Genomic DNA, 16486 nt, shown 5'->3' on the forward strand with positions numbered 1-16486 from the left:
ATGTCGTCAGCAGCCCGGACCGGTCAGCAGGTCAGCCCCCGTCGCCGTACCAGTCCAGCACGCGCAGCGCGCGCAGCGTGTTCCATCGGCCGGGCCGCCCGTCGCCGTCATCGAGCTCGAGCTGGGTCTCGCCCGGGTGCGTGTTCTCGAGCAGCCAGGTCCCGTCCGGCTGCCGCTTGTCGCGGACCAGCTGGACCGCTTCGTCGACGCGGGCATCGGGGGCGGACCCGGTCCGGCGGAAGTAGTCGAGCGCCCGCAGGACGTCGTAGTGCCAGCGCGGCGGCCACGAGAACCGCAGCCAGTCCTCGTCCGGCACCTCACCGGTGCTCTTCCGTCGGAACAGCCGCCGCTCCAGCAGGTACTCCTCGCCGCGCCGGCGGGCTTCGGCCACCGCCACCGCTCCCTCGGACTGCTCGTAGTCGAGCAGGCCCTCGAGCACGCAGATCGTCGAGTGGAAGGAGGAGACGGTCGCGCCGTGCTCGGTCCAGCAGTTCCAGCCACCATCACCGAGCTGGTCCTCGAGCAGGGCCGTGGCGAGAGCGTCCACACCCGCGCCGAAGTAGGCGCCGACCGAAAGCGCTCGGCCATTGATGCAGGCCTCGACCTCACCGTCGAAGAACGCCTCGTCGTCGTGCTCCCAGCGGCAGTTCGCCGCCACCAGCGCGATCGTCTCGCGGGCAGCCGGGCTCGCCGGATCCAGACCGAGGTCGCGCAGCAGCACCAGCGTGGGCAGGGTCGCGGTCCAGGGCTGGCCGCCGGAGAAGTCCGGCTCGATGCCGGCCCGCCAGTCGTCGACGACGCGCCGCGGGAAGCAGGCACCGCCCTCCCACTGACCGTCAGGATCGCGCAGCGAGAGCAGCCGGGCACCCCAACCCTCGGTCTCGACGCGGGCCCGCTCGGCCGCGACCTGCTCGTCAGGCGCGTGGGTGAGGTCGCGCAGCACCTGCCAGCGGATCGCCGGGTCACCGTCGAGGAGCCAGTCCATGACCTCCATGCGCGCGATCGTACGACGCACAGCGCCGCCCGGCGGCCGGGCGGATGCTGCGCGCATGGCTCCGGACCGGCCCGGTATCGTCACGAACCGTGAGATCACCCCACCCCACGTACGAGCAGCTCGTCGACCTTCCGGCGTACGCCGAACAGCCCGTCCCGATCGCCTTCGAGGACGTCAACGGCCACCTGAACGTCCGCCACTACACCGGCATCGCCAGCGAGGGGCTCGACGAGTCCCTGGTCGAGCTGGGGATCCCGCAGAACTGGCCGGTCTTGGGGCACGCGTGCTTCTCCGCGGAGCACCACCTGACCTACCTGGCCGAGCTGCGCACCGGCGACACGATGTCCGCGCGGGTGCGGCTGCTCGGCCGGTCGGAGCGGGCCGCGCACGCCCTGGTCTACCTGCTCGACGACTCGCACCAGCAGCTGAGCTTCGTGATGGAGGAGGTCTTCCTGCACATCGACATGGAGACCCGGCGCACTGCTCCGTGGCCCGCGGACGTCGCGGCCGCCCTCGACGAGCGTGTCGCCGCTGACGCCGCGCTGCCGTGGGAGGCCGACGTGTCCGGCTCGATGGGCCTGCGCTGACCTGCCGCTGACCTGCCGCTGACCCGTCGGGCCTCGGCCCACCGGCACACCCGGGTGCGCCTCATCTCGGTGGCGGCGTCGTGCCGGCTGCCTCTACGCTCGCGAGATGTTCGCGGTTCCAGGTGTCACGTCCTCGGCGGACGACCAGGCGCCCCAGCTCTCCGACATCGGGCGCTACGGCCGCTACGTCGTGCACCGGTTCGTGTCGAAGGCCCGCACGGTCGACCAGCCGACCTTCCGCTCGGTGCTCGTCGAGCACCTCGCGGCGCCCGTCCAGGAGCTGCCCGTCACGGTCGAGCAGTGGCCGGCGTACGAGCACGTGAACGTGCAGGTGGCGCTGGACGTCGTGCTCGAGGAGTACGGCGACCGGGCGCGGATCCTCGGCTTCACCGGGCACCGCCACCACGGCCCCTTCGGGATCGCGGACCTGCTCGGGGACGACCCGACGTACGGGATGCACGGACCGCGGCCCGGCAACGTCACCCGGATCAGCCTGCCCAGCGGTCCGGGCGGCGCGACGCGTGACTGCCTGCGCATCGGCGTCGTGCTGCTCGAGGACGACGAGGACCGGATCGCCGTGCTGTTCCGCGGTCCCGATCCCGAGAGCGGCCTGTCGCAGGTGACCCTCGAGATCATCGCCACCCGGCCCGCGGCCGCCGAGCAGCTCGGCCGCCGGCTCCGCGACCTCGCACTCGAGCACAACGTCTACCGCGGCCAGGTGGTGTCGTTCGGTCGCAGCATGTTCGGCGAGCGCGGATCGCTGCTCCGCTTCCGCGACCGGCCCACCATGTCGCCGGAGGAGCTGATTCTGCCCACCGCCACGTTCGACGCGCTGCGCCGCCAGGTGGTCGGGGTGGCCCGCAACAGCGCGCGGCTGCGGGCCGCGGGCCAGCACCTCAAGCGCGGCATCCTGCTCTACGGCCCGCCCGGCGCCGGGAAGACGCATTCGGTGCGCTACCTGGTCGGCGAGCTCGTCGGCACCACGGTGGTGGAGCTCACCGGGGAGAGCCTGCACGGCATCCGGGAGGCCTGCTCCGTCGCCCGCACGCTGCAGCCGGCCATGATCGTGGTCGAGGACGTCGACCTGATCGCCGAGGAGCGCAGTCACTACGGCGGCGAGACCCCGCTGCTGTTCACCCTCCTCAACGAGATGGACGGCCTCGACGAGGATGCCGACGTCGCGTTCCTGCTCACCACGAACCGGGCCGACCTGCTCGAGCCCGCGCTGGCGTCCCGGCCGGGACGGGTGGACCAGGCCGTCCACATCGAGCTGCCGGACCGCGAGTCGCGGCGCCGGCTGGTCGAGCTCTACCGGGGTCGGCTCGACCTCGAGCTGAGCCGGCTCGACGCCGTGCTGGACCGGACCGACGGCGTCACCGCCTCCTTCCTCAAGGAGCTGCTGCGCCGGGCTGCGGTGGTGGCGGCCGACCGCGAGGAGCGGCCGGCGGATGTGCCGCTGCGGGTCACCGCCGACGACCTGGACACCGCGCTCGAGGACCTGCTCGACACCCGCAACCAGATGACCCGCTCCGTGCTCGGCTACCGCGACGAGTGAGGACCGCGAGCGGTCCATCGCGCACCGAACCGTCAGCGGCCCCTGCCAGGATGAACCGGTGACCGGATCCAGCATCAGCGACTTCTTCGAGCTGGCCGACCAGCTCCCGAAGGTCACCCGGGTCGACACCGGCCGCTACTGGCGGGTGGCGGTCGGCGGCCGGACCTTCGGCTACCTGTGGGAGCCGACGGGCACCGTCGGTCTCAAACAGACGATCCCCGAGCAGCTGGCGCTGGTGGCCGAGCGGCCGGAGACGTTCGAGGTCCAGTTCACCTCAGGCGGATTCGGCTGGGTCGTGGTCCGGTTGGGCGGGGTCGAGCGCGACGAGCTGGCCGAGCTCACCTTCGAGGCGTGGCGGCTGACCGCCCCGGCGGCGCTGCTCGACCTGCGGGGCGACGAGCTGCCCCGCTGAACCGGTGGGCGGCGGCGCCCGATACCCGGTGGACCCCACCGCGCGAGCCGTGCGAGGATCCCCGGCAGCGGCGCCGTCCAGCGCCCAGCCCACGCGTCGGCCCCAGTCCGAGCGAAGTGGCGAAGGGGAGCAGATCCTCGGGCGGTCAGTTGGCACTCGTCGCTCCACACGCACTGCGGCGGCGGACTGGGGACGCGCACGCAGGCGAGGTGAAGACAGTGACCAGGGACCGTGACTTCAAGCGGGTCGTCCGTGCGCGGATGGCCCAGACCGGTGAGAGCTACGCGGCCGCCCGAGCGGCGCTCGAGCAGCAGCCTCCGCCGCGGGTGGCGACGCTCCCCTTGCCGGTGGACGGGTCGGCGTACGACGCGGCGCGCCGCGAGCAGCAACGACTGGTCGACCGGCTGTTCGACGACGGCCGGCTGGCGCAGATCCCGGCCAAGCGCAAGACCAGGGCAGGAGCGCTGCTCGAGGTGCTCACCCGCTTCGAGCCGGGCCGGGTCTACCCCGAGCCGGAGGTGAACGAGGTGCTCCTCGGCGTGCACCCGGACTTCGCCTACCTGCGCCGCGAGCTGGTGAACTACCACTACCTCGAGCGCGCCGAGGGGCGCTACCGCGTCGTCTCGCAGGCTCCCGCGCGGGCGCCGATCGAGCGCCAGGAGATCCCCGACTGGGAGGCTGTCTGGCTGCCCGGGTTCCTGGCCGGCCACGGCTGAGGCGTAGCCGCTCGACGTGCCGACCTGCCGTCCCGGCAGGCCCGAGGTGTGGCCCACTAGAAAAGAACCCCGGTGGTGCTGTCGAATTGCGCTCCTTCGGTTCGTCATCGTGGTGGAGTCGCACACGCGGCCCCACCCATCCCAGGAGGAACACCACGATGAGTCGATACCTAGTGCTGCTGCCCGCACCCGAGGCGGAGTGGGCGCAGCTGCCCGAGTCCGAGCACGAGAAGGGCATGAAGTCGCACGTCCGGTTCCAGGAGGATCTCAGGGCGGGCGGTCACACGCTGATCACGGTCAGCCCGCTGGAGCCGTCGGCACAGGCGACGTCCATGCGTCCGGACAGGAACGGCGCGGCGCTGGTCACCGACGGGCCGTTCACCGAGTCCGCCGAGCAGATCGTCGGCTTCTACCTCGTCGAGAGCGAGGACGAGACCGACCTCCGGGCCGCCTGCGAGCGCTTCGCCGCGCGCGGGGAGCACATCGAGCTCCGCCGCCTGGCCGAGTGAGGGGCCGGACGTGACCGAGTCCATGCGACGCTACGTCGTCCTGGTCGCCTACGAGCCCGGGCAGTGGGAGTCGGCGTCGGAGGCGCTCCGTCAGGAGTACTTCGCGGCGCACCACGCCTTCGAGGAGTACGTCGACGCGCACGGCCGCCGGATCAGCTCAGCGCCGCTGGCGGGAGCCGACACGGCGACCACCATCCGGCACGTCGACGGAGTCGCGAGCGTCACGGACGGTCCGTTCGTCGAGTCGGTGGAGCAGGTCGGGGGCTACTACGACGTCGAGCTGCCGGACCTCGACTCCGCGATCGCGGCCGGCCGGCTGCTGCCGTCGTCGTACGCCGTCGAGATCCGGCCGGCCGTGACGGTCGAGGGCTACGAGCGCGGGTGACCGGGCCGGCCGGAACCGTCCTGGAGACGGTCGTGCGCGAGGAGTGGGGACGGCTGACGTCGCTGCTGCTCGCCCGGTACCGCCGGCTGGACCTCGTCGAGGACGCGCTCGGCGACGCCGTGGAGGCCGCGGCGCGGCGATGGACCGCCGACGGGACTCCGGACAACCCGTCCGCGTGGCTGCTCACCACTGCACGCAGGCGCGTGATCGACCGGGTGCGGGCGGAGTCGATGGCCCACCGCAAGGCGCCCCTGCTCGTCACCGACGCCGAGCGCAGCCAGGAGCGGCAGGCGGCGATGGCCGACCCCGGCGGCCTGGTGGAGGACGACCGGCTGCGCCTCGTCCTGATGTGCACCCACCCCGCCCTGGCTCCGGAGGCGGCCAGTGCCCTGGCGCTGCGTCTGGTGCTGGGGGTGAGCACCCACGACATCGCCCGCCTGTTCCTGGTGAGCGAGCCGACCGCGGCCGCGAGGATTACCCGCGCGAAGAAGAAGATCGTCGCTGCCGGCATCCCGTTCGCGGTCCCGGCCGCCGAGGTGCTCCCGGAACGGCTGGACACGGTCGCCCAGACCGCCTACCTGGCCTTCACCGCGGGTTACGCCCCGGGCAGCGGCCCTGACCTGCTGCGAGCGGACCTCGCCGGCGAGGCGATCCGGCTGGCCCGGGTGGTGGTGGACCTGTGCCCGGACGAGCCGGCTCCGGTGGCCCTGCTGGCGCTGATGCTGCTGCAGCACTCACGGCGCGACGCGCGGGTCGACGCGGACGGCCGGCTGGTGCTGCTCGCCGACCAGGACCGGCGCCGCTGGCGGCGCGACGAGATCGACGAGGCGCTGGGGCTGCTGGCCGGGCCGGTCCTGACCGGGCCGGTCAGCCCGCTGGCGGCGTCCTACGTCGTCCAGGCCAGGATCGCCGCCGAGCACGCCACCGCCGCCTCGGCGAAGGACACCCGCTGGGACCGGATCGTCGACCTCTACGACCTGCTGCTCCAGCTGGTCCCCTCCCCGAGCGCCCGACTCGCCCGAGCGGTCGCGGTCGCCGAGGCCTCCGGCCCGGGGCCGGGTCTGGCCGCCCTCGACGGGATCGAGGCCGTCGGCAGCCACCGCGTCGCCGCCGTCCGCGCCGAGCTGCTCGCCCGCAGCGGCGACACCGTCGCGGCCCGCACCGCCTACGCGGAGGCGATCGCGGCGTGCCACAACGACACCGAACGGGCGCACCTGGTCGAGCGGCAGCAGGCCCTCCCCGACGCCGGCGGCGACCGATCGACCGGATGACCGGGTTCTCGCTTCGGCCCGGCTTGATCGAGGAGTACGTCGAGACGACGGGCGCGATCCTGGGCGGCCGGAGCGGATGGGACCGCGCGGTCGGCGGCAGCCGCCCGTACGGCGGAACGTGGCACACCGGGGTCCCGCACTACGCTCCGAACATGCCCTCCGCCCAGGACTCCAGCAGGCTCGCCGTCCTCATCGACGGCGACAACACCACTCCCGCGATCATCGAGGCGCTGCTCGCCGAGATCGCGAAGTACGGCAGCGCGACGGTCAAGCGGGCGTACGGCGACTGGACCACCCCGAACCTCAAGGGCTGGAAGGAGGTGATCAACGCCCACGCCATCCAGCCGATCCAGCAGTTCGCCTACACCACCGGCAAGAACGCCACCGACAGCGCGTTAATCATCGACGCGATGGACCTGCTCTACACCGGTGACCTGGATGGGTTCTGCCTGGTCTCCTCCGACAGCGACTTCACCAAGCTGGCCTCCCGGCTGCGGGAGTCGGGGAAGATCGTCTACGGGTTCGGCGAGCCGAAGACCCCGCACTCGCTCGTGGCCGCGTGCGACAAGTTCGTCTACCTCGACGTGCTGCGCCGCGCCGACAAGCCCAAGGAGCCCAGCGAGGAGGAGTCGAACCCCACCGCCCCGACCCGCAAGAGCACGAACGAGCTCCGCGGCGACGCGAAGCTGGTCAAGCTGTTACGGGAGGGGATCGACGCCGCCTCGGACGACGACGGCTGGGCCAACCTGGGGGGCGTGGGGTCGTACGTCGCCAAGCAGGCGCCGGACTTCGACTCGCGCAACTGGGGCTACGCCAAGCTCGTCGACCTGGTCACGGCCATCGAGCTCTTCGAGGTGGAACGAGCAGCCGGGCAGGGGGTCCGGGTGCGCGAGAAGCCCAAGGGCGAGCCGGCTCGGAAACGCACCACCAAGAAGGGAACCGCCCAAGGGCGCTGAGCGGTCGCCTCGGGCACCTACGGACCGTCAGTACGCGACGCCGATGTGCTCGCGGTGGTGACGCGGGGTGTCGATCTCGTCGACGATCGCGAGGGCGAAGTCGGCCCCTGAGATGTTCGAGCCGCCCTCGTCGTCGAACAAGGCGACCTCGTCGCCGACGCGGTAGGTGCCGGTGCGCTCGCCGGCCGCCCACGCGCCGTACGCGCCCGCGGGGCTGACGAACACCCAGTCCAGGTCCGCCGGTGCGGCGTCGACCAGCATGACGCGGGTGGCCTCACCCTCCAGCGCCTCCGCGCGGTACTGCTCGCCGATCTCCCCCTCGGCGAAGCGGGGCGCCCCCGGCGCCGGACGCAGCGAGCTGAACCCACCGACCTGCAGGTAGCGGGCGCCGGCCTCCGCGGAGAGCCGGGCCAGCAGGCCGTACACCTCGACCAGGCGCCCCTCCATGTCGCCGCGAGGCGAGAGAGCGGCCACCACGGCGTCGGCATCCGGGACGACCTTCGGCGCGACGTCCTCGACGGGGCCGGTCTCGTAGCGCACGCCCTCGACGGGCTCCTTCGGCTGCGACCGGCTCACCGAGATGACCTGGTGACCGCGGGACGCGGCTTCGCGGACGACGTTGCTGCCGGTGTAACCGGTGCCTCCGATGACGACGATGGTGCCCATAGGGGTGCTCCCTCACGATGAGTCGATCGACCTGATTGCCCGATGAACACGCGAAGGACGACGGTTAATCCCGGTTCCCGAGCTTCTCCTCGACGACGACCGCACCGGGTCCGCGTGGGTTTCGACCGACCCATGCGATCTGTGGCATGGACAGGGGGGCGGGCGTCTCGGGACACTGAGGAGGTCCGCCACCGCGGACCCGCGAACCGACGGGGAGGGTCAATGCCAGCACGGACGCCCGAAGAAATCTTCGCCCACCACGGCCAGGCGCTAGGAGCCGAAGACCTCGAGGACATCGTGGCCGACTACGCCGATGACGCGATCCTCATCGTCCAGAAGAAGGTGTACCGCGGCAAGGACGGCGCCCGCGAGGTCTTCACCCAGCTGCTCGGCGACATTCCCCAAGCAGAGTGGGAGCTGCAGACAGCCTTCGCCGACGACGTGCTGTACCTGGAGTGGAAGGCGACCGGAGGCGGCCGCAAGGTCGAGGACGGTATCGACACCTTCATCTTCAGCGACGGCATGATCCGGGTGCAGACCGTCGTCTACCACGTGCAGGACGCCTGATCCGGAGCCGTCTCCTCGACGCGGCCCGAGGAACGACGAGGAGGCGATGGCATGCCCCCGCACTGCGATTCATTGGACGGCCCCGTCGTCACGGCCGCACGCCAGGCACTCGAGGCCGACGACGTCGACCTGGTCCTTCCGTTCGTTCCTGAGGACGGCGAAGCCGAGGTCCGGGCGGTCTTCGACCGGGTGCAACCGGTGCTTCGGCTGGGTGATGCCGCCCGCGAGGTTGCCGAGCAGCTGTTCTTCGAGACCGTGGTCCGCGTCCACCGCGCCGGGGAGGGCGCTCCCTACACCGGTCTGACGCCGGCCGGCCAGGACGTCGGCCCGGTCATCCCCCTCGCCGAGCGGGCGATCGAGACAGGCTCTCCCGATGCGGTGGCGGGGTACCTGACCGGACTGCTCCAGGACGAGCTCGAGCAGCGCCTGGAGAAGGTGAACGCGTTGGCCGCCCTCAAGGATCAGTCGGTGTCCGAGGCTCGGGAGTACGTCGAGGCGATGCTGGGCTTCGAGCTCTACAGCCACCACCTGCTCGAGGCCCTGCAGGCCGCCGCACATGGCGACGCCGGCAACGGCCACAGCCACGGGTAAGGCCTCGCTCCTCCATCGCCGTCCCTCCACTGCCGCCTAGGATCGCGGCATGCGCGTGCTGATTGTCGACGGCGCGAACGTGGTCGGCAGCCGGCCGAACGGCTGGTGGCGGGACCGCCCGGGTGCCGCGAAGCGGCTCCACGAGTCGATCGGCGCGGTCGACCTGGGCTACGACCAGGTCGTCCTGGTCCTCGAGGGGGACGCGAAGCGAGGGCAGCAGGTGGGCGAGGACGGCGCTGTCCACACCGTCCACGCGTCCGGCTCGGGCGACGACGCGATCGTGGAGCAGGTGCGGACGCGGAATGCGGACGGGGACACCGTGGTCGTGGTTACCGCCGACCGGCAGCTGCGGGAGCGGGTCGAGGCGGCGGGCGGCTCGTCCGTCGGCCCCTCCTGGCTCCTCGCCCAGACGTCCTGACGAGACTCGGGGGAGCCGCACCTTGGCGCGGGCCGGCGCGAGGGTCTGCCGCATGGCCGGGTGGTTCTTCAGCCGTTGCGCTCAGGGGAGGTGGCCGACGAAGCGGCCGCCTGCTCGCGGCGCTCGTGCAGGCGTTGCTGCGCCTCCGGCAGGAACGCCAGGCACGGCGCGTCGGCGCCGGGGTGCTTCTCGGTGAGGTGGAAGATCCACCGGTCCATCGCCGCCATGTAGCCGTTGTCGGCGCCGGGGCGGTAGGCCGACCACTTGCGGTGCCCCCGGACGACGCACTGGGCGCAGCCGATCTTGTAGACGAACTGGTGGTCCGCATCCAGGTCGATCTTCACCCGGGCCAGCGGACCCGCCTCGGCGGCGGCCTTCTTCTCACGAGCGGATCGGCTCGCCGTCATGTCGCACCCTCCAGTGGTCGGCAGGTGGAGCCTACGCCCGGCCGATCGGCTCCCCTCAGGGCGAGCAGCCGGCGTCCGAGCCGACTCAGCCGGCCCGGGCCAGCAGGACGGCCTGGTCGTCCCGCTCGTTGCCCCTCGGCCGCCGCACCAGACGGCAGACCTCTCCCAGGCCCGCAGCCTGCAACCGCGAGGCCACCTGGTCGGGCGTGAACAGGTGACGCCAGAGCCGGACCTCATGACCGAACCGGCTGTACGCCGCCGAGACGTCCCGGGCGCCCTGACCGGCCTGGAAGCCGACGAGCAGGTGACCCGCCGGCCGCAGGACCCGGGCGGCCTCCGCGAAGATCCGGGCCTGGCCGGCCGGTGGCGTGTGGATGATCGAGTACCACAGCATCACGCCGGCGAACTGGCCGTCGGCGTACGGCAGCTCGGCCAGCGAGCCCACGGCGAACGACAGGTCGGGGTGGTCGCGTCGCGCCATGGCGATCATGCCCGGCGAGAGGTCGACGCCTCGGACCGGACACCCTCGCCCGGCGAGGTACCGGCTCATCCGACCCGCGCCGCACCCGGCGTCGAGCACGCGCGCGTCGCCCGCGTCCGACCTCACCGCCTCCGCGAACGCGTCGACCATCGCGAGGTCGATCCCAGCCTCGGGTCGGGTGTCGGGAAGATGCCTCGCGTAGTCCTCCGCGACCGTGTCGTAGGCGTGGCGCACGCCGGCGGGTCCGAGCTCATCGGGGGTCGACGTCACGACCGCATGCTCGCACGACCGCGCGGCTGCCCCGGGCCCGCGCGCAGGCTTCGGGGCGGCCGAGGGGGAAGCGGGCCGAAGCCGTGCGGCGCCGGTCCGGGGCGTGCGACTCTCGGATGGAGAGGCCCGCGAGGCCCCGGAGGGGAGGTCACGATGGCTCGCATCAGGGGAGAGGTCATCATCGAGGCACCGGTCGAGGAGGTCTTCGACCTGGTCGCCGACGAGCGGACCGAGCCGGCGTACAACCCGCGGATAGCCCGCGCCGAGAAGGTGGGCGACGGACCGGTCGGGCGCGGCTCCCGCTTCGTCGTCGAGCCGAAGGGGATGGGCGACCGGGGCGAGATGCACCTGGAGATCGTCGAGTACGAGCGGCCTCATCGCCTGCACAACATGATCCGCTCGCCGTACATGCGGGTGGACGGGGTGCTGACCTTCCAGGACCTCGACGGCGCCACCCGCTTCACCTGGAACTGGGACATGGCGCTGCTGGGGTGGATGCGGCTGCTCTCCCCCGTTCTGGCGCTCGTCGGTCCGCGTTGGGAGCGGCGCAACTGGGTGGGGCTGAAGTCCTACCTGGAGTCGGGTCGCCGCTGAGCCGCGCCCCGCTGGAGCCGTGGCTGGTCAAGCACCAGTGGACCGGCCGAGAATGACCCATGGAGACGGGGAACCTGGAGATCCAGACCGGTCGAGGGACCATGCCGGCCTACCGCTCGGTCCCGGCAGGGTCGCCACCCTGGCCCGGCGTGGTCGTGATCCACGACTTCACCGGGATGAGTCAGGACCTTCGCCACCAGGCCGACTGGCTGGCGGGCGAGGGCTTCCTCGCCGTCGCTCCCGACCTGTACTACTGGGGGAGCCGCTTCGGCTGCCTGCGCACCATCATGCGGGACCTGGGCCAACGCCGGGGCAGGTCCTTCGACGACATCGAGGCGGCGCGTCGGTGGCTTCGCGACCAGGCCGGGTGCACCGGGCGGATCGGGGTGGTCGGGTTCTGCATGGGCGGGGGCTACGCGTTGGCACTGGCCGCCGATCACGGGTTCGACGCCGCCGGAGTCAACTACGGCGGCTGCCCTTCGGATGCCGAGCAGTGGCTGTCGCAGGCCTGCCCGATCGTGGGGAGCTTCGGCGGCGCGGACCGCTCCCCGCTGGGCGCCCGGGCCGGCCGACGCCTGGACGAGCTGCTCACCCGGTTCGAGGTCCCGCACGACGTCAAGGTCTACCCGGGAGCCGGCCACGGGTTCATGAACGACCACGCTCGCGAGGACCAGACTCTGGTGCTGCGGTTCCTGGCCCGGGTCTCGGGCACGGTGCACGACGAGGAGGCCACCCGCGACGCCCGGCAGCGGATCGTCGCGTTCCTGAACCGGCACCTGCGCGACGAAGAGCCCCAGCCTCCTGACTGAGGTCGGGCCGGCGGCACCGCGGCACTCGGGGCCGCCCGGACATGCACTCGGACATGCACTCGAGGCCCGGACCGGCCGTGCGCACGCTCCGAGAGCCGGGCCGGCCGGCGCAAGTGCCTGTCCGAGCGAGGGCCGGTGCGCGCTACTCCGCCGACTCCTCCGGCCCCGCCGTCTCCACCGCCGACGCCGCCGGGGCCGCCGTGGCGCTCGGCGGCCCGGTGGTGAGCGCCGCCTGGAGCAGGCTGCGCGCGGACCAGCGCATCAGCTCGACCGCCTCGGTGCGCGAGAGCCCGCCGACGTCGGTGAGCCAGACGAGGGCCTCGATGCCGATGGCGCTGCGGATGGCGAGGACGAGCCGGTCCAGCTCGGCGTCCCCGAGCTGCACCCGCAGTTCCTCGAGCGCCTCGGTGATCCAGGCGGTCGCACGCCCCTGCCGCAGGGGCAGCGCGCCGACACCCGTGTCCGGCTCCGCGTCCAGGGACAGACGCAGCATCGTGCGTTGCTGGGGCTCGGTCTCGACGATCATGTCGGTGACCGCCGCCACCACCCGATCCAGCCGGGCGGCCGGGTCCTCCGGAGGGGCCTCGCCGAGCATCGAGGCCGTGTCCGTCTCCGGGTGCGCGGCGGCGAGGAGCGCCCGCTGGCTGGGGAAGTACCGGTAGGCGGTGGTCCGGGAGACGGCAGCGGCGGCCGCGGCCTGCTCCACGGTGGGGCTGACCCCCCGGGCCACCAGGTCACGGGCGGCCCGCACCAGCGCCGCCCGGGTCCGGCCCTTCTGGTCCGTCCGCCCGAAGGCGGCGTACGGCGTCGACATGGCCTTCATGGTATGCCGGTCACATCACGGCACGACCGTCCCACGATGGACGGCGGCAATGACCACTGCTGCCCCTGGGCCCCGAGTTCCTGCCATGATCGTCGTACGCAACCGTGCACGGGAGGTGCCCCAGATGGCCGAGCTGGTCCGGACCAACGACCCCGGCTTGATCTCGGTGATCGAGGGCCTGCTGGGCGGCGCCGGCATCGCGTACCAGGTCACCGATCGCAACATGAGCGTCATCGAGGGATCCATCAGCGCGATCCCGATCCGAATCCTGGTGCCCGACGAGCAGGAGGCGGAGGCACGGGAGCTGCTGACGGACGCCGACCTCGGCAACTGGCTAAGGGTCTGACGGGGTGCCAGGGCTCCCTCACCGCGACCCCCGGTCCGCGCTGCGGACCTCGCGGGCCGGAGGGGGACCAAAGGCCCGCTGTCCGCAGAGAGAGCGCCGGCCCGGCCTCGCTGGGCCAAGATCGTGGTGTGACGCACGAGCCCGGTCCGACGGCCGCCGCGGACGCGCCTCCCCCGGGAGGTGGCCACCGGCGGTGGCTGCGCGTGGAAGCGGCCGACATCGTCGACCTCTTCGTCTACGTGGTCGTCCTCAACCTGTTCATCGAGTACGTCCCGTCGGTGCTCAGCGAGACCTTCACCCTCTCGCTGCTGACCGCGCTCCTGCTCAAGGTGGCCCTGGAGGCGGCCTTCGTCCTCAAGACCCGGGTCATCGACAGGCTCCGGGCGGCGACCACGCCGCGCGCCAAGCTCGCCGCCGCGCTGACGCTGTGGGTGGTCGCGGCCGGGAGCAAGCTGGTGGTGCTCCAGCTGGTCGACCTCGCCTTCGGCGACGCGGTCAGCCTGGGGAGCTTCCCGTCCGTAGCCCTGCTCCTGGTCGCGCTGCTGGCGTGCCGGGCCGCCGTACGCCGGCTGCTCGCCACCACCCCGAAGTCCTGATCGCATGGGCGCCGCGCCGCAGGTCCGCATCGCCCGGCTCCGCCCCGGCCTGACCGGTCCGGTCCGCTGGTGGCGACGCGCAGCCCTGCACCCGGTCACCGTCATGGGGTCGTTGCCGTCGAACGGTCCACCCCGGCTCGGGCTGAAGGCGGTGACGATCCGGTTCGCGATCCAGGACCTCGCTCAGACCCTGCCCCTGGCGTTGCTCGACCGGCGTCCCTTCACACCCTCGAGGCTGCCGATCCATCCGGAGCACCACTACCGCGCCCAGCTGTTCCTCCTCCCGCTGTTCGGGTGGGCGGAGTGGCTGCTGATGGGCGGCGCCGGCTACGCCGTGCTCCGGCTGAGCGGGGAGCGCGCCGACATCAGCCGGGTCCTCGACGTGATCGGCTTGGGGATGCTGATCCCGATGCCACCGCTCTGGCTGGCCGATGGTGCACTGATCGCGGCGGACCGGTTCGACCTGCCGGAGCTCGGCTTCGTCAACGTCCCGGTGCAGCTCTGGGAGACGACGCTGTTCGCGATCGGCCTGCACACGGCCCTCGACGTGCCCTGGCGACGCGCGGTGCCGGCCGGCCTGGCCGTCAGCGCGGTCTACGTGCTGGGCGCGTCGCGATACGTCCGGTGAGCGACGTGCCGTCGCTCAGCCGCCCCGGACGGCGTACCGGACGTGCGTGGCCAGCGGCGAGCTCCACACCTGCAGCTTCCGCAGGTCGACGTCGCGATCGAACCCGTCGAAGAGCCGCTTGCCGCGCCCCAGGATCACCGGGGACACCGAGACGACCAGCTCGTCGAGGAGGCCGGCCGCGAGCGCCTCGGTGATCACGCCGCCCCCTCCCATGATGAAGACCCCCTTGTCGCCGGCGGCCTCCCGAGCACGGCGTACGGCGGTGCCCAGGTCGGCGACGAAGACGAAGCCGGTGTCCGCGGCGGGCTGCTCCTCGACCCGGTGGGTGAGCACGAACAGCGGCACGGGCCACGGGTTGCGGCCGCCCCAGGCACCGGCCGCGTCGTAGGTGCCGCGCCCGCAGATCACCGCGCCGTTGGCGTCGACCCAGTGCTCGAGGAACTCCCGGTCCTCGCCGGTGGCGTCGCCGGCGTCGCGCTGACCTTCATAGGTCCAGGGACCGCCGAAGACCCAGTAGTGCAGCCGCTCGCCCCCGATGCCGAGCCCGCGCCCGGGGCCGTCGTCCGGTCCTGCGTAGTAGCCGTCCACCGAGGTGGTGATGCCGGCGACGACCTTGCTGCCCATGACTGCCTCCTCCACGACCGCCGCAGCGATCGCGCGTGTCGCGTGCTCCCGGCGGTGCCGGGGCGTCCTGTCGAGAGGACCGACCGACCGGGACCGGCGGAGTCATCGGTGCGGGGCGGAGTGCGTTCCGGGCGGGGGTCAGACGGACTGCCAGAGGCCGATGACGTTGCCCTCGGAGTCGGTGAAGTACGCCGAGAAGCCCATCGCGCCGACCGGGGTCCGGCCGAGGACGGTGCTGCCGCCGAGCCGCTCCACCACCGCCAGCGTGGCGTCGATGTCCTCGACGTCGATGACCACGGTGGGTCCGGTCAGCCCGGGGCCGCGGCTGCTCAACCCACCGTTGATGTAGCCGGGCTCGGTCGGCGGCCCGGCGGAGGACCCGGACGGCCCGGTGCTCGCGATCGTGTAGTCGACCTCGGGCGCGGCGCTGAGCTCCCACCCGAACGCCTCGGCGTAGAACGAGCGGGCCCGGTCGCCGTCGTCGAAGGGGATCTCGAAGTGCACCACGCGACCGTTCATGCGGGGCACTATCCCATCAGCCGTCGGGCCAGCGGAAGCGGCAGGTGGCGCAGCGCGAAGCCGACCGGGACCCACGGCCAGGCCGGCACCCGGGCCCGCGGCCGCTCCTTCTCGACGGCCTCGACGATCGCCGCGACCCCCTTCTGGGTGGACACGATGAACGGGGCGTTCTTGACCCGTTCGTTCATCTCCGAGCGGATGTAACCGGGGTAGATCACCGACACCTTGATGCCGCTGCCGTGCACGTCGGCGCGGACCCCTTCGGCCAGATGGGCGACGCCGGCCTTCGAGGCGGCGTACGTCGTCGCGCTTCCGGGCATGCCGCGCATCGCCGCCATCGACGAGATCATCACCAGGTGCCCGGTGCGCTGATCGCGGAAGATCTCCAGCGCCGCCTCGGTCTGCGCCAGCGCGCCGACGAAGTCGGTCCTCGCGGTCCGCCGGTTGACGTCGAAGCCGCCGGTGCCCAGCCGGACGCCCTTGCTGATGCCGGCGTTCACCACCACCCGGTCGATGCCCCCGAGGTCTGCTCGGAACGCCCGGAACACCTCGAAGACCGCGTCGTGGTCGTCGACGTCGAGTGCCCGCACCTCCACCCGCCGCCCGGGGTGCGCGGCCGCGATCTCGGCCCGCAGCGCCTCCAGCCGGTCGGTCCGGCGGGCGCACAGCGCCAGGTCGTGGCCGAGCGCGGCGAACTGCCGCGCCATCTCCGCGCCGAGCCCCGAGCTCGCGCCGGTGATCAGGATCGTCTTGCCCACCAGG

Annotated in this window: 24 protein-coding genes; 16 read left to right on the top strand and 8 right to left on the bottom strand. The window is 72.4% G+C overall.

Annotation, left to right across the window (positions count from 1 at the left end; translation table 11 throughout):
• Positions 1-31: 31 nt before the first annotated feature.
• Positions 32-994 (bottom strand): hypothetical protein, encoded by a 963-nt coding sequence (locus H9L09_RS08325; protein ID WP_187580167.1) that lies wholly within the window; start codon positions 992-994, stop codon positions 32-34.
• 89 nt (positions 995-1083) lie between these two features.
• On the opposite strand from H9L09_RS08325, the gene H9L09_RS08330 reads away from it, so the two are divergent.
• The 8 genes from H9L09_RS08330 (at position 1084) to H9L09_RS08365 (ending at position 7385) form a co-directional block, all read left to right on the top strand.
• Positions 1084-1581 carry a thioesterase family protein gene (locus H9L09_RS08330; protein ID WP_187580168.1) on the top strand — a complete coding sequence of 166 codons (498 nt, stop codon included), beginning with the start codon at positions 1084-1086 and terminating at the stop codon, positions 1579-1581.
• Positions 1582-1687: 106 nt separating this feature from the next.
• Positions 1688-3136: an AAA family ATPase gene (locus tag H9L09_RS08335; protein ID WP_187580169.1), complete on the top strand. Its 1449-nt coding sequence runs from the start codon at positions 1688-1690 to the stop codon at positions 3134-3136.
• Between the two features lie 58 nt (positions 3137-3194).
• Complete coding sequence (locus H9L09_RS08340) at positions 3195-3548, top strand: MmcQ/YjbR family DNA-binding protein (protein ID WP_223164257.1); 354 nt, start codon at positions 3195-3197, stop codon at positions 3546-3548.
• Between the two features lie 218 nt (positions 3549-3766).
• Positions 3767-4264 carry a DUF2087 domain-containing protein gene (locus tag H9L09_RS08345; protein ID WP_187580170.1) on the top strand — a complete coding sequence of 166 codons (498 nt, stop codon included), beginning with the start codon at positions 3767-3769 and terminating at the stop codon, positions 4262-4264.
• A gap of 158 nt (positions 4265-4422) precedes the next feature.
• Positions 4423-4773: a YciI family protein gene (locus H9L09_RS08350; RefSeq protein WP_187580171.1), complete on the top strand. Its 351-nt coding sequence runs from the start codon at positions 4423-4425 to the stop codon at positions 4771-4773.
• A 10-nt stretch (positions 4774-4783) separates the two neighbouring features.
• Entirely contained in the window at positions 4784-5158 is a 375-nt protein-coding gene (locus H9L09_RS08355) for a YciI family protein (protein ID WP_223164258.1), read from the top strand.
• Positions 5155-6429, top strand: coding sequence for an RNA polymerase sigma factor (locus H9L09_RS08360; protein WP_187580172.1), 1275 nt, complete (start codon positions 5155-5157; stop codon positions 6427-6429). Before H9L09_RS08355 ends, H9L09_RS08360 begins: the two co-directional genes overlap by 4 nt.
• On the top strand, positions 6426-7385 hold the full coding sequence (locus H9L09_RS08365; protein ID WP_223164259.1) for an NYN domain-containing protein: 960 nt from the start codon (positions 6426-6428) through the stop codon (positions 7383-7385). Before H9L09_RS08360 ends, H9L09_RS08365 begins: the two co-directional genes overlap by 4 nt.
• Before the next feature lie 27 nt (positions 7386-7412).
• On the opposite strand, the gene H9L09_RS08370 is transcribed toward H9L09_RS08365, so the two are convergent.
• Positions 7413-8051, bottom strand: a complete 639-nt coding sequence (locus H9L09_RS08370) for an NAD(P)-dependent oxidoreductase (RefSeq protein ID WP_187580173.1) — start codon at positions 8049-8051, stop codon at positions 7413-7415.
• 222 nt (positions 8052-8273) lie between these two features.
• Between H9L09_RS08370 and H9L09_RS08375 the strand changes: the two genes are divergently transcribed.
• Genes H9L09_RS08375 through H9L09_RS08385 form a run of 3 tightly spaced genes read left to right on the top strand, consistent with a single transcriptional unit; the run spans position 8274 to position 9627 of the window.
• The gene (locus tag H9L09_RS08375) at positions 8274-8618 is read left to right on the top strand and encodes a nuclear transport factor 2 family protein (protein ID WP_187580174.1); all 345 of its coding nucleotides are present in this window, start codon (positions 8274-8276) and stop codon (positions 8616-8618) included.
• A gap of 51 nt (positions 8619-8669) precedes the next feature.
• Positions 8670-9209, top strand: coding sequence for a DUF6448 family protein (locus H9L09_RS08380; RefSeq protein WP_223164261.1), 540 nt, complete (start codon positions 8670-8672; stop codon positions 9207-9209).
• 49 nt (positions 9210-9258) lie between these two features.
• Positions 9259-9627, top strand: coding sequence for a hypothetical protein (locus tag H9L09_RS08385; RefSeq protein ID WP_187580175.1), 369 nt, complete (start codon positions 9259-9261; stop codon positions 9625-9627).
• 68 nt (positions 9628-9695) lie between these two features.
• Here H9L09_RS08385 and H9L09_RS08390 read toward each other — a convergent pair whose 3' ends face one another.
• Complete coding sequence (locus H9L09_RS08390; protein WP_187580176.1) at positions 9696-10034, bottom strand: hypothetical protein; 339 nt, start codon at positions 10032-10034, stop codon at positions 9696-9698.
• An 85-nt stretch (positions 10035-10119) separates the two neighbouring features.
• Complete coding sequence (locus H9L09_RS08395) at positions 10120-10785, bottom strand: class I SAM-dependent methyltransferase (protein ID WP_223164262.1); 666 nt, start codon at positions 10783-10785, stop codon at positions 10120-10122.
• Positions 10786-10938: 153 nt separating this feature from the next.
• On the opposite strand from H9L09_RS08395, the gene H9L09_RS08400 reads away from it, so the two are divergent.
• Together H9L09_RS08400 and H9L09_RS08405 are read left to right on the top strand one after the other, a co-directional pair.
• Positions 10939-11379: an SRPBCC family protein gene (locus H9L09_RS08400; protein ID WP_187580177.1), complete on the top strand. Its 441-nt coding sequence runs from the start codon at positions 10939-10941 to the stop codon at positions 11377-11379.
• 59 nt (positions 11380-11438) lie between these two features.
• Positions 11439-12188: a dienelactone hydrolase family protein gene (locus H9L09_RS08405; protein ID WP_223164263.1), complete on the top strand. Its 750-nt coding sequence runs from the start codon at positions 11439-11441 to the stop codon at positions 12186-12188.
• Between the two features lie 142 nt (positions 12189-12330).
• Here the strand turns inward: H9L09_RS08405 and H9L09_RS08410 are convergent, their stop codons facing one another.
• Entirely contained in the window at positions 12331-13002 is a 672-nt protein-coding gene (locus tag H9L09_RS08410) for a TetR/AcrR family transcriptional regulator (protein WP_187580178.1), read from the bottom strand.
• Positions 13003-13135: 133 nt separating this feature from the next.
• Here H9L09_RS08410 and H9L09_RS08415 point away from each other — a divergent pair, with 133 nt between their 5' ends.
• The 3 genes from H9L09_RS08415 to H9L09_RS08425 all read left to right on the top strand — a co-directional run bounded on the left by H9L09_RS08415 (position 13136) and on the right by H9L09_RS08425 (position 14581).
• Positions 13136-13357 (top strand): putative signal transducing protein, encoded by a 222-nt coding sequence (locus H9L09_RS08415; RefSeq protein WP_187580179.1) that lies wholly within the window; start codon positions 13136-13138, stop codon positions 13355-13357.
• 128 nt (positions 13358-13485) lie between these two features.
• On the top strand, positions 13486-13953 hold the full coding sequence (locus H9L09_RS08420) for a hypothetical protein (RefSeq protein WP_223164264.1): 468 nt from the start codon (positions 13486-13488) through the stop codon (positions 13951-13953).
• Between the two features lie 4 nt (positions 13954-13957).
• The gene (locus H9L09_RS08425) at positions 13958-14581 is read left to right on the top strand and encodes a hypothetical protein (RefSeq protein WP_187580180.1); all 624 of its coding nucleotides are present in this window, start codon (positions 13958-13960) and stop codon (positions 14579-14581) included.
• A gap of 15 nt (positions 14582-14596) precedes the next feature.
• On the opposite strand, the gene H9L09_RS08430 is transcribed toward H9L09_RS08425, so the two are convergent.
• The 3 genes from H9L09_RS08430 to H9L09_RS08440 all read right to left on the bottom strand — a co-directional run bounded on the left by H9L09_RS08430 (position 14597) and on the right by H9L09_RS08440 (position 16482).
• The gene (locus H9L09_RS08430; RefSeq protein WP_187580181.1) at positions 14597-15205 is read right to left on the bottom strand and encodes a dihydrofolate reductase family protein; all 609 of its coding nucleotides are present in this window, start codon (positions 15203-15205) and stop codon (positions 14597-14599) included.
• Between the two features lie 138 nt (positions 15206-15343).
• Positions 15344-15724 (bottom strand): VOC family protein, encoded by a 381-nt coding sequence (locus tag H9L09_RS08435; protein ID WP_187580182.1) that lies wholly within the window; start codon positions 15722-15724, stop codon positions 15344-15346.
• Positions 15725-15732: 8 nt separating this feature from the next.
• The gene (locus tag H9L09_RS08440; RefSeq protein ID WP_223164265.1) at positions 15733-16482 is read right to left on the bottom strand and encodes an SDR family oxidoreductase; all 750 of its coding nucleotides are present in this window, start codon (positions 16480-16482) and stop codon (positions 15733-15735) included.
• Positions 16483-16486 lie beyond the last annotated feature (4 nt).

The sequence above is a fragment of the Nocardioides mesophilus genome (assembly GCF_014395785.1).
GTDB classification, from domain to species: Bacteria; Actinomycetota; Actinomycetes; order Propionibacteriales; family Nocardioidaceae; genus Nocardioides_B; species Nocardioides_B mesophilus.